Source organism: Paenibacillus brevis (genome assembly GCF_018919145.1).
Classification (GTDB): domain Bacteria; phylum Bacillota; class Bacilli; order Paenibacillales; family Paenibacillaceae; genus Fontibacillus; species Fontibacillus brevis.
Genome location: NZ_JAHLQJ010000025.1, coordinates 1 through 18,487, shown reverse-complemented (window position 1 = coordinate 18,487; position 18,487 = coordinate 1). Strand labels below are relative to the sequence as shown.

General features: G+C 45.1%; 19 protein-coding genes. 3 read left to right on the top strand and 16 right to left on the bottom strand.

Annotated features, from left to right (window positions below; all coding sequences use genetic code 11):
• Positions 1-4 precede the first annotated feature (4 nt).
• From nagZ to KQJ23_RS21025, 12 genes are all read right to left on the bottom strand, one after another.
• On the bottom strand, positions 5-1,567 hold the full coding sequence (nagZ, locus tag KQJ23_RS21080; protein WP_216480889.1) for a beta-N-acetylhexosaminidase: 1,563 nt from the start codon (positions 1,565-1,567) through the stop codon (positions 5-7).
• Positions 1,568-1,750: 183 nt separating this feature from the next.
• Entirely contained in the window at positions 1,751-2,893 is a 1,143-nt protein-coding gene (locus tag KQJ23_RS21075) for an exo-beta-N-acetylmuramidase NamZ family protein (protein WP_216480888.1), read from the bottom strand.
• Between the two features lie 36 nt (positions 2,894-2,929).
• A complete protein-coding gene (locus KQJ23_RS21070; protein ID WP_216480887.1) occupies positions 2,930-3,634 on the bottom strand; it encodes a PIG-L deacetylase family protein in 705 nt (234 codons plus the stop codon).
• A 2-nt stretch (positions 3,635-3,636) separates the two neighbouring features.
• Entirely contained in the window at positions 3,637-4,605 is a 969-nt protein-coding gene (locus tag KQJ23_RS21065; RefSeq protein ID WP_216480886.1) for a GNAT family N-acetyltransferase, read from the bottom strand.
• Positions 4,606-4,620: 15 nt separating this feature from the next.
• Positions 4,621-5,829 carry an anhydro-N-acetylmuramic acid kinase gene (locus tag KQJ23_RS21060; RefSeq protein ID WP_216480885.1) on the bottom strand — a complete coding sequence of 403 codons (1,209 nt, stop codon included), beginning with the start codon at positions 5,827-5,829 and terminating at the stop codon, positions 4,621-4,623.
• A gap of 4 nt (positions 5,830-5,833) precedes the next feature.
• Complete coding sequence (locus KQJ23_RS21055) at positions 5,834-6,694, bottom strand: carbohydrate ABC transporter permease (protein ID WP_216480884.1); 861 nt, start codon at positions 6,692-6,694, stop codon at positions 5,834-5,836.
• Positions 6,695-6,712: 18 nt separating this feature from the next.
• Positions 6,713-7,615, bottom strand: a complete 903-nt coding sequence (locus tag KQJ23_RS21050) for a carbohydrate ABC transporter permease (protein WP_216480883.1) — start codon at positions 7,613-7,615, stop codon at positions 6,713-6,715.
• Positions 7,616-7,722: 107 nt separating this feature from the next.
• Positions 7,723-9,177, bottom strand: coding sequence for an ABC transporter substrate-binding protein (locus KQJ23_RS21045; RefSeq protein WP_216480882.1), 1,455 nt, complete (start codon positions 9,175-9,177; stop codon positions 7,723-7,725).
• A 59-nt stretch (positions 9,178-9,236) separates the two neighbouring features.
• Positions 9,237-10,142, bottom strand: a complete 906-nt coding sequence (gene murQ, locus KQJ23_RS21040; protein ID WP_216480881.1) for an N-acetylmuramic acid 6-phosphate etherase — start codon at positions 10,140-10,142, stop codon at positions 9,237-9,239.
• A 543-nt stretch (positions 10,143-10,685) separates the two neighbouring features.
• Positions 10,686-11,549, bottom strand: coding sequence for a MurR/RpiR family transcriptional regulator (locus tag KQJ23_RS21035; protein WP_216480880.1), 864 nt, complete (start codon positions 11,547-11,549; stop codon positions 10,686-10,688).
• A gap of 368 nt (positions 11,550-11,917) precedes the next feature.
• The gene (locus tag KQJ23_RS21030) at positions 11,918-12,037 is read right to left on the bottom strand and encodes a putative holin-like toxin (RefSeq protein WP_249529959.1); all 120 of its coding nucleotides are present in this window, start codon (positions 12,035-12,037) and stop codon (positions 11,918-11,920) included.
• 429 nt (positions 12,038-12,466) lie between these two features.
• Positions 12,467-12,694, bottom strand: coding sequence for a hypothetical protein (locus KQJ23_RS21025; RefSeq protein WP_216480878.1), 228 nt, complete (start codon positions 12,692-12,694; stop codon positions 12,467-12,469).
• A gap of 180 nt (positions 12,695-12,874) precedes the next feature.
• Between KQJ23_RS21025 and KQJ23_RS21020 the strand changes: the two genes are divergently transcribed.
• Together KQJ23_RS21020 and KQJ23_RS21015 are read left to right on the top strand one after the other, a co-directional pair.
• The gene (locus tag KQJ23_RS21020) at positions 12,875-13,351 is read left to right on the top strand and encodes a hypothetical protein (protein ID WP_216480877.1); all 477 of its coding nucleotides are present in this window, start codon (positions 12,875-12,877) and stop codon (positions 13,349-13,351) included.
• Positions 13,352-14,806: 1,455 nt separating this feature from the next.
• The gene (locus tag KQJ23_RS21015; RefSeq protein ID WP_216480876.1) at positions 14,807-15,097 is read left to right on the top strand and encodes a phosphatidylinositol kinase; all 291 of its coding nucleotides are present in this window, start codon (positions 14,807-14,809) and stop codon (positions 15,095-15,097) included.
• Between the two features lie 383 nt (positions 15,098-15,480).
• Here KQJ23_RS21015 and KQJ23_RS24040 read toward each other — a convergent pair whose 3' ends face one another.
• Both KQJ23_RS24040 and KQJ23_RS21010 read right to left on the bottom strand, forming a co-directional pair.
• Positions 15,481-15,606, bottom strand: coding sequence for a hypothetical protein (locus KQJ23_RS24040; protein WP_283571219.1), 126 nt, complete (start codon positions 15,604-15,606; stop codon positions 15,481-15,483).
• Between the two features lie 13 nt (positions 15,607-15,619).
• Positions 15,620-15,820 carry a helix-turn-helix transcriptional regulator gene (locus KQJ23_RS21010; protein ID WP_346779438.1) on the bottom strand — a complete coding sequence of 67 codons (201 nt, stop codon included), beginning with the start codon at positions 15,818-15,820 and terminating at the stop codon, positions 15,620-15,622.
• A gap of 63 nt (positions 15,821-15,883) precedes the next feature.
• Between KQJ23_RS21010 and KQJ23_RS21005 the strand changes: the two genes are divergently transcribed.
• Complete coding sequence (locus KQJ23_RS21005; protein WP_216480875.1) at positions 15,884-16,144, top strand: hypothetical protein; 261 nt, start codon at positions 15,884-15,886, stop codon at positions 16,142-16,144.
• 80 nt (positions 16,145-16,224) lie between these two features.
• Here KQJ23_RS21005 and groL read toward each other — a convergent pair whose 3' ends face one another.
• The gene (gene groL, locus KQJ23_RS21000; RefSeq protein WP_216480874.1) at positions 16,225-17,844 is read right to left on the bottom strand and encodes a chaperonin GroEL; all 1,620 of its coding nucleotides are present in this window, start codon (positions 17,842-17,844) and stop codon (positions 16,225-16,227) included.
• A gap of 62 nt (positions 17,845-17,906) precedes the next feature.
• A complete protein-coding gene (gene groES / locus KQJ23_RS20995) occupies positions 17,907-18,188 on the bottom strand; it encodes a co-chaperone GroES (protein ID WP_216480873.1) in 282 nt (93 codons plus the stop codon).
• Positions 18,189-18,487: the final 299 nt, after the last annotated feature.

Here is an 18,487-nt window from a genome sequence, read left to right as displayed (position 1 = left end):
TTCGCTATATTTGAATCGTAATCTTGGCCGTTGGCGCAATCTCGCCATTCAGGATTGGAATGAGAGATTTAAAAGCATCGTACGTATACTCGAATGCTGCAATCCCGCAAAGCTCGCCTTCGATCAAGGTCAAATCATACGGGCGTCCTAATGTAATGACCGTTACTTTGAGGCCAGCAGCCAACAGCTTCTGAACGAGTGCAAGCTGTCCTTTGTTTTCACGTGCATTGAATAAGCCGATAACAATATGTCCGCAGCCTTGCGCCTTTTGCAGCACAGCGGTAATTTGCTCCTCGCTCGGATCAATGTCAATAACCTCATAAGCTATCTTAAAATGCTCTCCCATATACTGCGGGAAGCTGATATCTTGATTCACGCTGCTGGACGCAAGATCACTGCGATAGGAGTAAGAGCCGATAAACAGCACTTGCTCGTCACCTGTACGAATGGGCTGGACTTCACCCTTCAGGCGGCAGATCGTTTCCGTACGCATGAGCTCGTTTGCACGGCGGTGTACATCGCAGCCAACAAGCTCGTAATCCGGTTCCTCCATCGTCGCATATTGCGCTTTATAAGCCATAATTTTTGCAACGGCTGCATCAATGACCCCTTCATCCAAGTCGCCAGTTGATACAGCTCTCTCGATCAAATGGACCGCTTCTTTCACCATCTCGGGAGTATGGCTGATGAATACGAGGTCAACACCTGCTTTAACCGCTCCCAACGCGCCTTTTGCCGTACCATAGTTGCGTTTAATCGCGTCCATCTCCAAACAATCCGAGACAACCAGCCCTTTGAATCCTAACTTTTCTTTCAGGATTTCAGTAATAATCGTATAAGACATGGTGCCCGGCACTCCCGATTTCTCAATTTGCGGAAATAGAATATGCGCGCTCATGATCGCCTGCGCGCCCTGCTCAATCGCAGCCTTGAACGGCTGCAGCTCAAGCTGCTCCAAGTCCTCAAGCGTTTTTTCAATGATAGGCAAGCCGATATGGGAATCTACACTTGTATCTCCGTGGCCCGGAAAATGCTTCAGCGAGGACATGACGCCGCCTTCGAGCAAGCCCTTCATCATTTGAATTCCATACTCCGATACGTTCTCAACAGAATCACCATATGAACGTACATTGATAACCGGGTTCAATGCATTGTTGTTCACGTCCATCACGGGAGCCAGATTGAAGTTGATCCCTAATGCCTTTAATTCTCTGGCCGTAATTCGGCCTGCCGCATAGGCATTTTCAGGTCGCCCCGAAGAAGCTATAGCCATGGCTCCGGCCACATTAGTCGCATCTTTAGGCATGCGTGTCACCCGGCCGCCTTCTTGGTCGATCGTAATAAACCCCGGAATTACTGTATGTGTGGTGAACCACTGCTGCAGCTCAGCAACAAGCTCACCTAGTTGAACCTTATTTTTGATATTATGTGAAAATAAAATGATATTACCGACTTTAAAATGCTCGATGATCTCTTTAATCTCATCCGTCATTTCCGTTGCAGGGAAGCCTGTAACGATCATTTGTCCGATCTTTTCGCGCAGGCTCATTTGTTCAATGGTTCTCATCTTCAGTTCACCATCCTCTAGCAATCTCTATAGTTGAACTAATTAGTTACGCCATGTTCCCGGATTTCTCTGACTGAACTAAGCCATCCTATGGTAGAAATCCGATCACAAAGGCGAACGCTAACGCTTCTACAGCACACTTCACACTTATGCCTTTCTACATAGTCTTTTTGTTCAACTTAGCTATAGATATAAATGATACTGCTTCTTCATATCGGCAAATTGCTTACTTTCTTCTGCAAACTGCTCAAGCAGCTGCTTAGCCTGAATATGTTCCGTACGATAAATGCTGTCCCCTCCCAGCAAATCGATAAATGGACGTGAGCCTTCCTTCAAAGGAGGCAGGAATGAAAATTGTTCATACCTATCTCTAATCGTAAATAGTAAGGTTACGCCCACCTCTAAAGGCTTCAAGGCTTGGATATCCGTAATGTAAATCTGTACGCCGCCGCACAGTTCTCCCTGATGCTTGGATGACGTTGGCTTGAAATGAACAGGACGGAAACACACGCCCGGCAGTCCCTTCGCGTTCATCTCATCCGCCAATTCCTGGGCTTGAATGAACGGAGCACCGATCATTTCAAAGGGGAACGTTGTCCCGCGTCCTTCCGAGCAGTTCGTGCCTTCAAACAAGCAGGTGCCTGTATATAATAAGGCTGTCTCATATCGAGGAATCCCAAGCGAAGGATGCACCCAGGTTAAGCCGGTATCCGGGAAGGACACGCTCCGCTCCCAGCCCTCCAAGCGAACGACATGAAGAGATGCATTCCAATTCATCTGATCATCTGCCATCGTTGCGATTTCACCTGCTGTCAGGCCGTACCTTGCAGCAAGCTCGTAATTCCCCACAAAGGATTTGAAGCCCGGCTTTAAAATATTCCCTTCCACCGTTACCCCGTTGAGCGGATTCACGCGATCCAGAACAACAAATTCCACACCTGCGTTCGCGCAATCTTCAAGTGCATACAGCATCGTATAAATAAAGGTATAATAACGTACGCCGATATCTTGTATATCATATACAACGATGTCTACTTCCTTAAGCATATCTTTCGTTAAGCGCTTGGAATCTTTCCGGTACAGACTATAGACCGGAACATTTGTAATAGGATCCGTATAAGTGTCTACTAAAGCCCCTGCATCCAGATCTCCACGAACACCATGCTCAGGTGAAAACATCGCGGCAAGATTAAAGTCTTCATGCAAGATTGTAATCGTTGATTCAAAATTCCTCGTAAGACCTGTCGGTGCGGTAATTAACCCTACGCGCTTCCCCGCAAACAGGTGACGGTACTTTGCTATCGAATCGATTCCGTTTAATACCATATGAATTTGCCTCCTATTCAGCCTGTTGAATAGCAGTTACCAAAGACTGGACTGTCTAACCTTCATCGTCTCGGCAGGCACCATAAAGGCCTCTGCATATTGTTTTCTTGCTTCACAGCCTCGGACAACTGCGAGTGCTTTATAGTAATCCATATATTTGAAGGATTTGCTATTCGTAGCAAACCAGTGCTTGCTTAGTGCATCTACCCAGAGATCGAATGCCGTTTGATCGAAATCCACGTACACGTAAGGAACATAGTCTACCGCATCCTCCCAGTTTTCGGAGTAATATAATCTTGCTGCAAAGTGGGCCGGAAGCTCGCGTTCAAAAGTAGGTAGACTTGCGAAGAACCGGGCATCATTGACGATATGGTGCGTCAGCGCATGGTCCTTATGCATGCTGTTTTTCCAGTGCGTAATAATAATGTTTGGCTTCACACGGCGGATCACATCGCAGACTTCCATGCGAATCTGTTGGTTGTCAGGCAGCTCTCCATCGCAATAATCAAATACTACGGCTTCACCGCCCAGCATCTCCGCAAAAACCTGGGCCTCCTTCACCTTTTGCCGGCGATATTCCTTCATGTCCTGTCCAGCCGGAACGCCTCGCTCCCCTGCGGTTAATGCCAGTGTCGCAATACGGTCGCCCTTCAAACTATGACTGGCAAGCACACCACCCGAAGCCAGTTCCACATCACCGACATGTGCGCCAATTGCTAAGACAGTTAATTTTTCACTCATTTTCAAAGCTCCCTCCGCAAAATAGAAAATTGTTTTTCAATCGTAAAGCCCGCTTTTTGGTAGATTCGAAGCGCCGGATTATTCATTCCAGTGAATAGCGAGATATATTCGCAGCCTGCCTGTTGAAAGGCCTCAACCATGCGAAAAAACAGGATACTGCCTAGGCCATGGCCCTCATGCTCCGGGTGAACCCCGATCCCGCAAAAGAACGCCCTCCCATTCGGCTCAGATATAATCGGACCTGCAAAGCCAACTACCTCACTACCGCGTACGGCTACGACAAGAGGCGCGCCATCCTTCACATAGGCAACAACATCCTTTTCCCACTGCGGATTTTGCAGGGCGGCAAGGGTTGCATCAAGTCCCGTATGGAGATTAGAGGTATAGGAAGTAACAGCATAGCCTTTGCCATTTCCTTTAGCTTCCTTACTTAAAATATCTTCGGGGACCACAAAGCTTCCGAGCTTCAAATACATGCCGCATTGCGTCGCCCGGTCCTCGTAGCCTCTGGTAATCAAAGCCTCGTACAATGGCTGGTCCTTGCTGATGCCCGGAGCATTATTATGCTCATGCTGAGGCGCGCTCGGGATCCTCCATTTCAGCTTGACCGGATTAAAAAACAATAGATCCGCCTGCTTCTTTCCAAGCTTCCGAAATCTTTCTTCTATTAATAATAGGAAATCATTGTAAAGCTCCGGAGAAGCGGCATCCGCGTCTATAATAACGCTCGTAATATAACCGGCCGCATCTCCAAGAGGAAGATCAGCACCGCTGCAGCCGGCTGCGAAACCAACAATCCCTTTTTCGTTGCTGCCTACCCATATACAGTGAGCATCATAATAGGGATGATCGATAAAGGTATCTTGAAATTCTTGCTCTGTAAATGGCTTGTAATCATATTTAGTAGCCTCGCGGTTCCACAGCTCTACAACCGCAGAACGTTCCTTAAGAGAATAGGGTCTGATTTGCATCATTCTAGCCTCCATTTAACGTACAAGATAGGGATATGATACTTTTCCCATGATAACTGGCCGGGATGCTCCGGTTACCCTCGGAATATTATTCGGCAAGCGATTCATCGTATAGTACGCCAGCAGCGCAAAAGCAATGGCTTCCTTTGCATCACTATTGCCGCCGATATCCTCCTGCGTCAGCACCTGCACCTGATGCGGGGCAAACAATTGCTGCAAATCACGCATTAGCGTCTTGTTATAGCTGCCTCCACCGCCAATCAGCAGCTGCCCAGCTTGATGCTGCGGCTTAATATACCGTTCATAGCTGTCAACGATGCTCCATGCCGTTAAGTGAGTAGCTGTTGCAATTACATCTTCTGCTTTCCATTCATTAGCCTTCATCAATTCAATGATTAGTGCGACATACTGTTGCCCAAACCGTTCTCTGCCGGTTGATTTGGGCAAAGGTATCGTATAATATTCATCTTGCTGCATCCATGCCAGCAGTTCATCAATCACCTGTCCGCCTGCAGCAATAGCGCCGCCAGCATCCATTGACATCGGTGCAAATAATTGCGATACAAGCCCATCGATTATCATGTTTCCGGGACCCGTATCAAAAGCAAATATCTGTTCCGGAGAAGCGTTTGCCGGAAGAACGGTCACATTGCCTATGCCGCCGATATTTTGCATCAAAAGCGTCTTCTCCGGATCGGTAAACAATAGATATTCGGTAAACGGGACTAAGGGCGCCCCTTGTCCTCCCGCCGCCATGTCAGCGACCCGGAAATCCGATACGCAAGGAATGCCCGTACGGTTCGCAATCACCGCGCCGTCCCCGATTTGAACGGTACAATGCAGATTAAAGCCGCCCTTAACCTTCTCCTCCGGCGCATGATAGATCGTCTGGCCATGGGATCCTATTGCAAATATTTGTGAGGCCGAGAGTCCGCATTTCCCTATAACGGATAATGTGGCTTGGGCGTACAATTCGCCAAGCCACATATTCATTGCGCCAACCTTATCAATCGTGGCGTTAGCGGGATCAAAAAGCTCAAAGATGGAGCTTCTGACTTGCGCGTCAAAAGGTGTGTTCTCAAAAGCCAGCAATTCAATCTCTACTCCATGCTCTCTCTCGGCGGATGGAGAAAGCTTGACTACTGCTGCATCTATACCATCTACGGATGTACCGGACATCAAGCCGACTAAGTATGCTGCATCAACTTTTGATGATTTGTTCATCTCATTAACCTTTCACCGCTCCAACGGTTACCCCTTCAAGGAAGTATTTTTGCAAGCTGAAGAACAATATAAACATTGGAACTGCCGAAATTGTCGCACCCGCCATCATCGGTGCAAAGTAAGTTGTGTTCGCAAAGCGGAAGTTTTTCAAGCCGACTTGAATGGTTTGCATATCCATGGTGTTCGTGACCAGGAATGGCCAGAAGAAATCATTCCATGCCGCCATGAAGGTTAAAATAGCTAGTACGGCCATAACCGTCTTCGATAGAGGCATGATGATATGCCAGAAAATTTTTGGCTGAGAACAGCCTTCGATTTTAGCAGCCTCAATAATCTCGACCGGAATAGAAGACATGAACTGCTTCACCAGAAAAATGTTATATACCGTTACTAAGCTAGGCATGATTAATGCCGTATACGTATTTTGCAGATTAAAAATATTGACGATCAGAATATACAAAGGAACCTGCGTGACTTGTCCAGGAATCATCATGGATCCCAGCAAAATAGCGAACAAAATATTTTTCCCTTTAAATTTCATTTTTGCAAAAGCGTATCCCGCAAGGGTAGCAAAGAATACGTTGGATATCGTAATACATGCCGCCACAATAAATGAGTTCAACAACCAGTCCCATGAATGGGGGCTGAAGTTAAAGAAGAATTTATAGGACTCGAATGAAATTTTTGATGGAAAGATAGAATAGCTCATCGCACCAGCTTCTACCGGATCTCCGAAGGAAGAAATGATCATAAAGTAAATCGGGAAGATGGTAGCTACCGCAAAGAGGATAAGGAACGTAATGATGGTTCCATTACGAACGAACAGATATCCCTTTCTACCTAAACTATTGTTGTACAAACCCATAGGACCCTGCTCCTTTTCCTAGTATTCTACGTCATTACCGAAGAACTTAAATTGAATGAAGGAAATAATTGCGATAATCACGGCCAAGAGCAATGATTGCGCTGCTGCCTCACCAAACTCAAAATATGTGAACGCGTTGTTAAAGATCAACAAACCTACCATTGTGGTTGCATGGTCCGGTCCTCCGCCTGTCATCAGATAAGCGTTCTGGAATACCTGGAAGGAACCAATGACCCCTGTAACAAGCAGGAATAGCGTTGTTGGCTTGAGGAAAGGAACGACGATATACCAAAGCTTCTGCAAAAAGGTCGCACCGTCAATTTCAGCCGCTTCATAATAGCTGTTATCAATACCAAGCAATGCCGCCAGATAGATGATAATTGCTGTACCATGGCTGGATAACCAGGACATAATTACAAGCGAGAACATGGCAGTTGCACTGGAACCAAGCCAGTTTTGATTTCCGAGTCCAAAAAAGCCTACAACCTGATTGGCAATACCTGACTTCAAAGGATCAAAGATCCATAGCCATACAACGGAGAGCGCTACACCCGATGCTACGGCCGGCAAGTAATAAATGGCTTTAAAAACGGTTTGTGTTCTTTTCTTGAAAGGAATAATCAAAATCGCAATTAAAAAGGATAGAAGAATATTCATAGGAACAGTTAGCAGCGTGTACACTAACGTGTTCTTCAATGCCTTCCAAAAAAGCTCATCTTGAAACGAGTTAATGAAGTTTTCCAGGCCGACATAAGTGGACCCTAAGGGAGCATATTTTTGTAAGCTAATCATAAAAGCATTGATGACTGGATATGCGGTAAATAAAGAAAACGCAATAAGTGCTACTGCGATAAACGCGTATCCCCAACCTGAGTCGCTTTCAAGTCTCAATTTTTTTCTTTTAGTCAACGTTTGATTCATTGGGTCGCACCTCTCTTCTTAAAGCAGTACAAGCTCAAGCGAATTTAGAAGGAAAGCTGTACGTTCTCTAGCTACGTACAGCTTTCACATGCCAGTCTTATGAAAGACTAGTCAACTACAATGCCGTCTTCCCCGAAGGATTTGATGGCAGCCGCTTTAACTGCATCATACATTGCCTGTGGAGTAATCTCATTGGCGAGCAAAGCCTGCAGCTTCGGAACGATGACTTCGGTTTCGATCTTAATTGCTTCGGCAGCCAGATCCGTCGGGATGTCCGTGCGGGCCGGAACAGCTTTAGACATCATGGTTTGATCCGCTTTAATGTTATCCTCGTTACGAGGGTATTCTTCAAGGACTGCCGAATTACGTGCAGACTCCGTGACTGGCGTTAAGAACAGCTCATTACTGTAGTTAGCCGCAATGGATCCGGAAGACAGGAAGTTAATGGCTAACCCGATATTTTTAATATGCTCCTCAGAAGGTTCTTTTTTACCGCGAAGCGCAATGTAGCCATCGACTACAGATGTAGGAACGTAGTCCGCGCCATTGAAGGTTGGAACAGGGAGCGCAATGTACTCGGCTTCGATGGAGTCCGCTACTGCAGAACCATCATTCGCTTTAATTTTTTCATTGTTCAGACGAGCGGAGTTCTCAAAGCTAGCAAGACCTTTGCCGGTGATCATCGTCTGACCCGTCAAGAACATGTTCCAACGCTTACCTGCATCGATAGAGCTCAGTTCTTTAGGCATGGAGCCATCATCGATCATTTGGCGGATCGCTTCAAGCAGACCTAAGAAGTTTTTGCTTGTATAAGAGAACTTAAGATTTTCATCAAAGTATTCCGGTAAACCGGCCGATTTTGCCATGATGCTTAGATAGTCTTTAGATGTAACGCCGGATGTAGCAAATACGAAACCGTAACGCGTTGTTTCGCCTTTATCGTTTTTGACAACGCCATTCTTGATGGCTTCACGGAATTCTTCATAGGTCCAGCCGTTTTGTTGAACGCTTCTCCAGTCGATCCCTGCTTCCTCCAGAAATTGTTTGTTGCCGCCGATAGAGTGAATAGCCAAGTAGGCTGGCAAACCATATTGAGCATCACCCAATTGGAAGTATTTCAAAGCCACTTCATCATAATCTGCTTTTGCTTCATCCGAGAGCACAGGATTAAGATCAAGAAGAACATTCAGTGCTGCATATTTAGAAATGGCCGTTGAACCTACCCAAGCAATATCTGGAGGAGACCCCGCATTCACTTGAGTATCCAGCTTTTGCGTCATATCTTCCCAGCTTGCCGGTTCGATTTTCAAGGTCAGATGCGGATACAACTGATTAAATTCCTTCTCCATATCCGTAAAGCGCGCTTGATAGTTTGCGGATACCGGAGGTAAAAGTGCTGTAATCGTATCCTTTTTAGGCTCTGTACCGGCATTACTGCTGCCCGAGTTACCGGAATTCGCAGGAGCCGATGTGTTATTTCCGTTCCCTCCACAAGCGGATAACAGCGACAACATCATGATTGCTGACAAAAACAGTGTTAATACCCGTGTTCTTTTTCTCATCATTAACAGCCTCCTCAATCTTTAAAATCATCATTCCGTCATGCCAACCCTTTGCCCACCTAAGCCAATGATGCGATTGCTTGCTTTAAGCGTCCCCCATTTGCGTTAAGTGTCTCTTCCGCTTCTTTTGCCTCTAACCCCGTCTTAATCATCATGATTGCCAATTTACAGTTCATAGCTGCTTTCTCAAGTGTTTCCGCCGCGGTCGATGCCTCTACACCCGTGGTGTTCATAATGATACGAATCGAGCGATCTACGAGCTTAATATTGCTTGCCTTCAGATCAACCATTAGGTTGTTATACGTTTTCCCTAACTTGACCATCGTGCATGTTGTCAGCATATTAAGCACCAGCTTTTGAGCGGTTCCTGCCTTTAATCGAGTCGAGCCGCTAATAACCTCGGGCCCCACCACTGGTGAAATACAGACATCTACAATGGGTTCAAACTTCGAGCCTTTGTTGTTGCAGACGCCAATCGTAGCTGCTCCAAGCTCCTTTGCTTTCACCAAAGCTCCAATGACGAAGCTTGCACTGCCACTTGCCGAAATCCCAACAAGTACATCTTTGTCCGTTACACCAATGCTTTCGATTAAGGCAATTCCCCCATCCACATCGTCTTCGCAGCCCTCCACCGCAGTGCGCAAAGCAATATCGCCGCCAGCAATATGCCCTTGCACCAAGGAAGGATCTGTACCAAAGGTAGGCGGACATTCGGAAGCATCCAAAACACCTAATCTTCCTGATGTGCCGGCTCCTATGTAAAACATTCTTCCACCATTCGATAACCTATGGTGCAGAATATCTACCGCCTTTGCAATTTGCGGAATTTCCTTAGCTATAGCTGCGGGAACCAAAGCGTCTTGTTGGTTCATTAGCTGGATCATTTCCTCCGTCGTACATTCGTCAATCATTAATGTGTCTGGATTCACAGCTTCTGTTGTTAATCCCGCAAGGTAGTCATTCATAGCCATCCTCCTTCTTGCCAGCTTAAATCTCACACATAAGTAACATAAAGTGTTAATTTAACTAACAAATTTCATGCTCTTATACTAATATACTACTGGTAGTCTCGTCAATAGATTTTGAAACTAAATTTCATAAGGAAATTAAATTCTGATGTTTTATTTCATACTTTACACACTCTGTTATATCACATTTATAAAACGCTTACAAGGTACAATTTTAATTTTAATTAAACGCTTACAGTGCCATAAGTAAAGCAAACTCTCAAAAAAAGTAAAATTACCCTCCTGTTTATAAACTCCCCTTTAAATAAGTTATTTCTTACTAAAAACGCCATTCTATTTAATGACGTTCTTCTTCAAAATCTCTCATAACAGACTTAAATCCATCATGTATTCGCCGGATTTCAACCTGCATATTATGTAGATAACCTGACATCAAGACGAAAAAGAGGCGTCCCGCATCATTAGTTAATTAATGACTGCGAGCTGCCCCAACTACTCGTTACGCCCATTATAAATCCAGGGATTAAACTAAGAATCAAACTAATTTCTAAGCTTTTTCTTTAATATATTATGCGTCTTTGTTAAGTAAGTTTTCACTTGCTCATACTCCGCGCTTGCCACACCGGCAAATAAGATATCGATGATCGTAAGCATCGCAATCCGCGAGCCCATGGCCCCGCTGCGGATGGTGATCTCCGGCGTAGAAATACTCAGAACAATATCTGCCCGTTCTGCGAGTTCACTTTTATTGTACTTTGTAATCGCAATGCATTTCGCTTTGTTCTTTTGAGCAATTTCCAGCGCATCAAGGATATCGCTGGTGGCTCCAGAGTTAGAAATGAAGATGGCAACATCATCTTTCTCAAGCAAGGTTGCCGCCGTAAGCTGACTATGACCGTCTGTATAAGCATGGCACATTTTATTAATTCGCGAAAACTTTTGTTGTCCGTCCATCCCAATGATTCCCGAGGCGCCTATTCCGAAGAATACAATCCGCTTACTATGACGCAGCAATTCTACGGCCCTTGCAATTTCTTTTCGATCGATAACACTAAGCGTATCCTCGATGGACTTGATATTATTCAAGGAAATATTTGAAATAATCGTCGAGAGGTCATCACCCGGCCGAATATCGGTATATTGAGCCCTTGCATCCTCGTCGCGGGAACCCAAAGAAGCGGATATACTCACAATAAAATTGCGGTATCCGCTGTAACCCATCGTCTTGCAGAAGCGAAGGACAGAGGCATCACTTGTCTTACTCGATTGAGCCAATTCCTTAATCGACAGATGAGGGATTTCCTCTGTATTTTCTAAGATGTAATCTCCAACCAACCGTTCAACTGGAGTAAAGCTCTCTCTCATTTCACGAATTTTAATTAATATGTTGTCATTTAAGCTCATAATCTACCTACTCTAGATTTAGTTAACATCTTTAGTAACATCATAATCAAAATTACCAGCTTATTTCAATAGCAAAATACACTTTGCATATTCAAGGTTATAAATCGGACTAGCCATTGTGCATGCCGGGGCAACGTGTGAAGTGTTCCTACGATCACTGTTGTTCGTGGATTCCTTTGATTGAACCAGGCCATCATGCTTAAACGACTGCTCCATCTTGAGGTATATTTCCCTGTGTGCTATGATAACAATAGAAAAGGAGCCGTGCTGGACACACGACTCCCCGGTACACGCACCGCTTTAAAGAGCGGTCGGCTTTGCTAGGTTTTACGGCTTGAAATAGACCGCATCCCTTTGCTCAGGGCGGTCTATTTCTTTGTGTGCTGATTAATCGCTACGACGATGGACACCACCAGCGTCAGCAGCGCAACAATAAGCGCTCCAAAACTGATCATGATCGTCAAAGCATCCTTAATCTCCACAGGCATCACCTCCCTTCCGGGAGACTTAGCCGACCGTCCTTTTTAGCCAGTTCATGTACAAGTCCTATTATAGCAGAGCCTAAAAGATAGCAAAATAAAAAAAACCTTTTTGGGCGCTCTCCAGACCTCCTATTTCCTTAGCCGTTTCAGGGCAGTAATGACCTCAACAACATTGCAGGAATTGTGACTTTTTTCGTGGCCTAATATAAGGCCGGGTTGCCCGTAGTTAGCCGGGTACCTGGTCTTACATTTGGACGTTTGTCGATATAGCGCCGTTCGATTGGATATTTAGTTGTATTGAAAGTACTTACCCTCCTCCTAACTTAATTGCTGCTAGTACAACAGTTACCAACGCACCAGCGATCGCCACGACCACAGCGCCATAAAAGGTTCGCTTAAACCATTTCTGATCTCCTCGTCAGCACGATTGAGCCTCTACAGCGCTGTCTCTACTTTTCGGCGAGCATCATCTGATACTTCCTTGACCGACCCGAGGCCATCTAACCGAAGATGTGCAGAGTTGGCTGATTGCTGGGCGTCCCGAGCGACTTCTTTGACTACTTCCAGCGTGGAAGCCATCATCGGAACGGATTCCAGTGTCTTTTCAATGCGAGCAAGTTGAATTTGAATCTCAACCAGCAGATTAGACTCGCTTTCTACCAACTCATCCCCTCCTATAGCCTACTTTTCCTTATGCATAGATTTTAAAATTATTCAAAAAGGATTTCACTTCTTCAAAAAAAATACAAAATAACCCAAATTATCTATATACAAGGTGATATTGCTGCGTTATGTTTATTCTAGGTTGGCCAACAAAATGAAAATATTGGGAGGTTTTTAGTAATGATTAAGATTAAAAAACTTTCCATCATGACTCTACTCGCAGTATTTTTATTGTCAGTAGGCGCCACTTCTGCATTTGCTGATTTATCCAATTATGAAAGTGAACCGAACAATTATTATGATACCGCCGATGTGGACGTTCGCTATGATATGGACAAAGGAACCAACTACGGTTACCTTACTACGGGAGATCTTGATTATTGGCACCTACTTACCAATAACGCAAGATACTATAATATAAGTTTACTCGCTCCTTTACCTTACTTAGAGTATAATGTTGTAGTTTTAGAAAGAATTCCTGGCCAAGAGGGATATACTGAAGTTGGCCGATCATTCTCTATCAATGGAGTTGCCGGTATCACTGTTCCTGGTATTAAAAATAATGGGGTTATCCCAGACTACTACGCTGTTGTTTACTGTAATAATGGATTTCATAATACTGAAACGTATAAACTAATAATTAATCCAATTTACTAGTAAGAGGCAAGCGATGCAAACTTCAAGATATGTTTGCATCGCTTTTTTGATATAAGTCCTCTACACCGATAACTATCATAATATCAGTAATCTCGAAACCTAAGCATGCCCAAATACCCATAGGGTGAAGATACCTTTGATTATTCCCGCCACAACATTACACTCTACATCATACAGGATAACCCGCGAACTGAATGACTCTTTTAATTGTCGCCATCTCGCCATCTACTAGTTCGATGGCTTCTGCGCTGTCCCTTGATCTAAACATTCTGATCACCTTCAACACCCTTCTCTAAATATGATTAGCCCCCGGTCTCCCGAGGGCATAAGAAAAGCACTTTTAAGGTGCTAAAGGTGCTTTTGGTCAATTAATCTAATTCATGGTCAACTAAATATAGCCAATATACTACGGACGGATTATTAAAGTATTATTTGTCCACTTATACCAATCTACGTCTGTACTACTAGAGAGAGATAGTGAAAAGGTAACAACGCCAGCTGCATTAGGAGAAATCGAAAAAGCCTGTGCTTGTGTATCTGCAAAACCGGCAGCATTTGTCGAAAAATCTGCATTGCTTAGATAATTGTTGAATTGTTTTTCATCCTGATCCGTATAGAATAGCAGTATGTTTACTCGAAGGAGGAATTTCCTTGAACGAACTTTGGCTAGATGCCATTGTGTTAAGTGCTATGTGTACTGTCGGTGCAATCCTTATGCTTTTACTTGAGAGAGGAATGAGGTTGTTACATAAGCGGAGAGGAGCAACCCCGTTATCGAAACATGATGATCCTGATTTCATCAGACTTATAGTCTACATGCTTCTACTTCTTTCTGTCTTTTTCATAGGTGAAGCCATCTTTAAAAGCCTTAAATAGATATAGCGCCACCCGAATGTAGCATCAGGAAGAACTCCTCTGCTTCACACACCGCTGCTTCGAACTTCATCCCCGTCCAGGAACCCCACATGCACCGTTTGCACTTAACTGGCTGCTTCGGACTGATCGTGTCTGCTGCATCTTATTATGTTTCCCGGCCATGTCGCCGTTCACCTCGATTTCTTGGCGGCTCTTCTGAACGCCTGCATGTAATACTGACCAACCACTTAATAACCTTCGCCCTCCTCACACTCCGGTCCCAATAGAAAAGACCGCTCTCCCGGAAGGAATGACCTGAGTTTATTTAATTCATACGTACAAAAAGTCTAGCCAGGTATTTGGCCAGCTGCTCCGGTGTCCACTGCTTAATCTCGAGCCCCTTGTCCAGCATCGTCATCCCTCCTATTGCGATTATTTTAGTGCATCAATCAATCTTAGTCACAATATTGCCGTTGACGCTTACCTCCTCCTTCGCTTTATTTGTAGCATTTATAATTCGATTTCATGGGCATTTGCCGCGAGCGAAATGGGTTAAAGTCCATAGACTGTAATCGAGTAATAACTTTGAGGAGGTTATCCATGGAAACCAATTATCAACAAATCGCATGGCACTGTATGAATAAATATGTTGGGATTACTACTTCGGACGGACAGTCTCATGACGGGTTTATAGCACATGTTGATCAAGAGTATATTACGCTTGCGATTCCCACAAACGAGATGTATGGAATGAACGGAATGCCCGCAAGAGAAGCTACGTATAGACAATTTGGATTCTTTCCAGGATTTTATCCGCGCCGCCGCTTTTTTCCGAGACGCGTACCATTTGGTGCAGTTACCGGGTTGTTTTTGCTTCCGTTTTTTATTTAAAGATGTGTGATGGGCTATCCCACTCAAAAGCGTTAGTTCATTCTTTTAGTGGGGTAGTCTATTTTGCTGCCGTCCCAGCCCGCTCCCGGCAAGCCTGCATAATGGCACCGAATTTCATCCACCACTGTCACCATCCGTCGAAAAAGAGTTTTTCTTTGTCATCGTCAACCTACTGGCGACCAACGAACAACTAAGTGCATTTTTTATATTTGCTGATACAAGCCTGGGTGATCACAGGCATTGCACCAGCTTTCGTAATTTGGACGGGATTACGCCTGCGGGAAGCCCTTGGACGTATCGCGGGGATGAGGATCATCGACTGGATGATTAGACAGTTGGTTGCTTTAGTAGCTCCGATATCTAGGAGTTTCATCAAATCAGTTTTAGTTAAAAAGGGGCTCCATCTGAGATTGAAGGGCATGGCCTTCAATCTCCTTATCTACTGCGGGATTAATCGCTGCTTCCAACTGGTTTAGACCTAAATCGATTTTGAAAAGCCCTGCGTCCATGTCCACTCCTCCTTCACGCGCCTTTAGTAGATTGCCTTTCACTTATATGAGAATCTTGTACATATATACCTGAGAACAGTACATTAATATCTTTTTTCAAAATCCTTGACACTTTAAATGCATCATCTAGGGATGGATTAGAGTGGCCGTTCTCCCAGTTGCTAACTGTCGCTTTTGAATCTCCAAAAAACTCACCCAATTCCTCTTGATTAATACCGATTCTTTAAAGGCTATGCACGAACTACTATTGAGGGAGATTATGTTACCAAATATGATTATGAAGTATGCAATTAAACACAAAATGAGAATGGACAATCCTTGTACAGGTGCAGTTATTCTGGAGAAGACACTAACAGTCGAGGAAATCGAAAACACGTCCATTGATGATGAGTTTTTAGAGAATAATGAACTGACTCAGTTCCTTGAGGCGACTTATCATCACGGCATGCCTTTGGATATAGAAAGGATTTATCTAATAATTAACTTTGACTTCAGCCGAGCAACACCAGAAACTAAGTCCAATTTGCAGGAATTGTGATTTTTTATGTGACTAATTCAAAAAGGCTCCCTCGCGGGAGCCTTTCTTTATGCACTATTACAGGGTTTGTATACCCTTTATTACATCATTCCGCCCATTCCGCTCATGTCAGGCGCACCGGCTTTTTCCGGTTCAGGCTTGTCGGCAATAACGGCTTCAGTCGTCAGGAACAGGCCTGCCACGGAAGCTGCGTATTGCAGCGCGGAGCGGGTAACCTTGGCAGGGTCAACGATCCCTGCATCAAACATGTTCACCCATTCGCCGGTAGCTGCGTTGTAACCGATACCTACTTCTTCTTTCTTCAGACGGTCCACAATAACGGAGCCTTCTTCACCAGAGTTCGCCGCAATTGTGCGAACAGGCTCTTCCAGAGCGCGAAGCACGATGTTAGCGCCTGTCTTCTCGTCGCCGCTAAGCTCAAGAGCAGAAACTGCGCCGTATACGTTCACGAGGGCTACGCCGCCGCCGGATACGATACCTTCTTCTACTGCAGCGCGAGTAGCATTCAGAGCATCCTCAATGCGCAGCTTGCGCTCCTTCAATTCGGTCTCGGTTGCTGCGCCGACTTTGATAACGGCTACGCCGCCAGCCAGCTTCGCCAGACGCTCTTGCAGCTTCTCCTTGTCGAATTCGGAAGTAGTCTCTTCCAGTTGAGCACGGATTTGGTTCACACGAGCTTGGATATCGCTCTTGTCGCCGCTTCCGTCCACGATTGTGGTATTTTCCTTAGTTACGATAACTTGACGAGCATTACCCAGTTGTTCTACAACCGTGCTCTTCAGATCAAGGCCAAGCTTCTCGGTAATCACTTGTCCGCCAGTCAGAGCTGCGATATCCTGCAGCATTGCTTCGCGACGGTCGCCGAAGCCAGGGGCTTTAACAGCTACCGCATTGAAGGTTCCGCGCAGTTTGTTCACGATGAGCATCGCTTGCGCCTCGCCTTCCAGATCCTCGGCAATAATCAACAGCGGTCTGGATTGTTGCACGATCTTTTCCAAGAGCGGCAAGATTTCTTGTGTGCTGCTGATTTTCTTGTCTGTAATCAAGATATATGGGTTATCGAGTACGGCTTCCATCTTATCCGTATCGGTAATCATGTATGGAGATACATAGCCGCGGTCGAATTGCATTCCTTCAACCACTTCAAGCTCTGTAGCGAAGCCGCGGGATTCTTCAACGGTAATAACGCCGTCCTTGCCCACTTTTTCCATTGCTTCTGCAATCAGTTCGCCCACTTCTTCGTCAGCAGCAGAGATCGCAGCAACCTGAGCGATGGATTGTTTGCCTTCGATCGCCTTGGAGATTTTCTTCAATTCTTCAACGGCAGTACGAACCGCCTTGTCGATCCCTTTACGCAATCCGATCGGGCTTGCACCTGCAGTTACGTTCTTCAGACCTTCACGGATGAGAGCCTGAGCAAGCACCGTAGCAGTTGTTGTACCGTCACCGGCTACGTCATTCGTCTTGGTTGCTACTTCTTTAACGAGCTGAGCGCCCATGTTTTCGAAAGCATCTTCCAATTCGATTTCCTTCGCAATCGTCACACCGTCATTAGTAATGAGCGGGCTGCCGAATTTCTTCTCCAGAACGACGTTGCGTCCTTTAGGTCCAAGCGTAACTTTAACTGCATCTGCCAATGTATCTACCCCGCGAAGCATTGCGCGGCGGGCGTCTTCACTGAATTTAATTTCCTTAGCCATTGAATAATTACCTCCCTGGAATATGATGATGAGCTGCTAATTCTCTATGCCACTTAGCTTGCTTAGCCGATAATGGCGTGAATGTCGCTTTCTTTCATAATCAAATATTCTTTGCCTTCATACTTTACTTCCGTACCGGCATACTTGGAGAACAAGACACGGTCGCCTTCCTTCACTTCCAGCGGAACCCGGGCACCGTCCTTCAGTGTGCCGCTGCCTACTGCAACGACTTTACCTTCTTGCGGCTTCTCCTTCGCTGTATCCGGGAGCACAATCCCGAAAGCAGTAGTTTCCTCTTGTTGGATCGGTTCTACCAATACGCGTTCACCTAAAGGTTTGATCATGAAAAATAGCCTCCTTTAAATATGTTGTGTAGAGTGGATTAAATTAAACTATGTATTAGCACTCAACAACATCAAGTGCTAATAACCAATAATTATGATACTCAACTTAGAAGCGAATTTCAAGTACCTTCTTCAATTTAACTACAATTTTTGAAGAGCATCGGACAGCCCTTCACCATTCTATCCCTTGGATTAGAAAACTATTCCAACAAGTGGAACGGCTGTTGAAAAGAAGCTGTCCCAAAAGTACACTTCGGGACAGCCTAAGCAAGAAGTTTAAGTATAGTCACGAAATACAC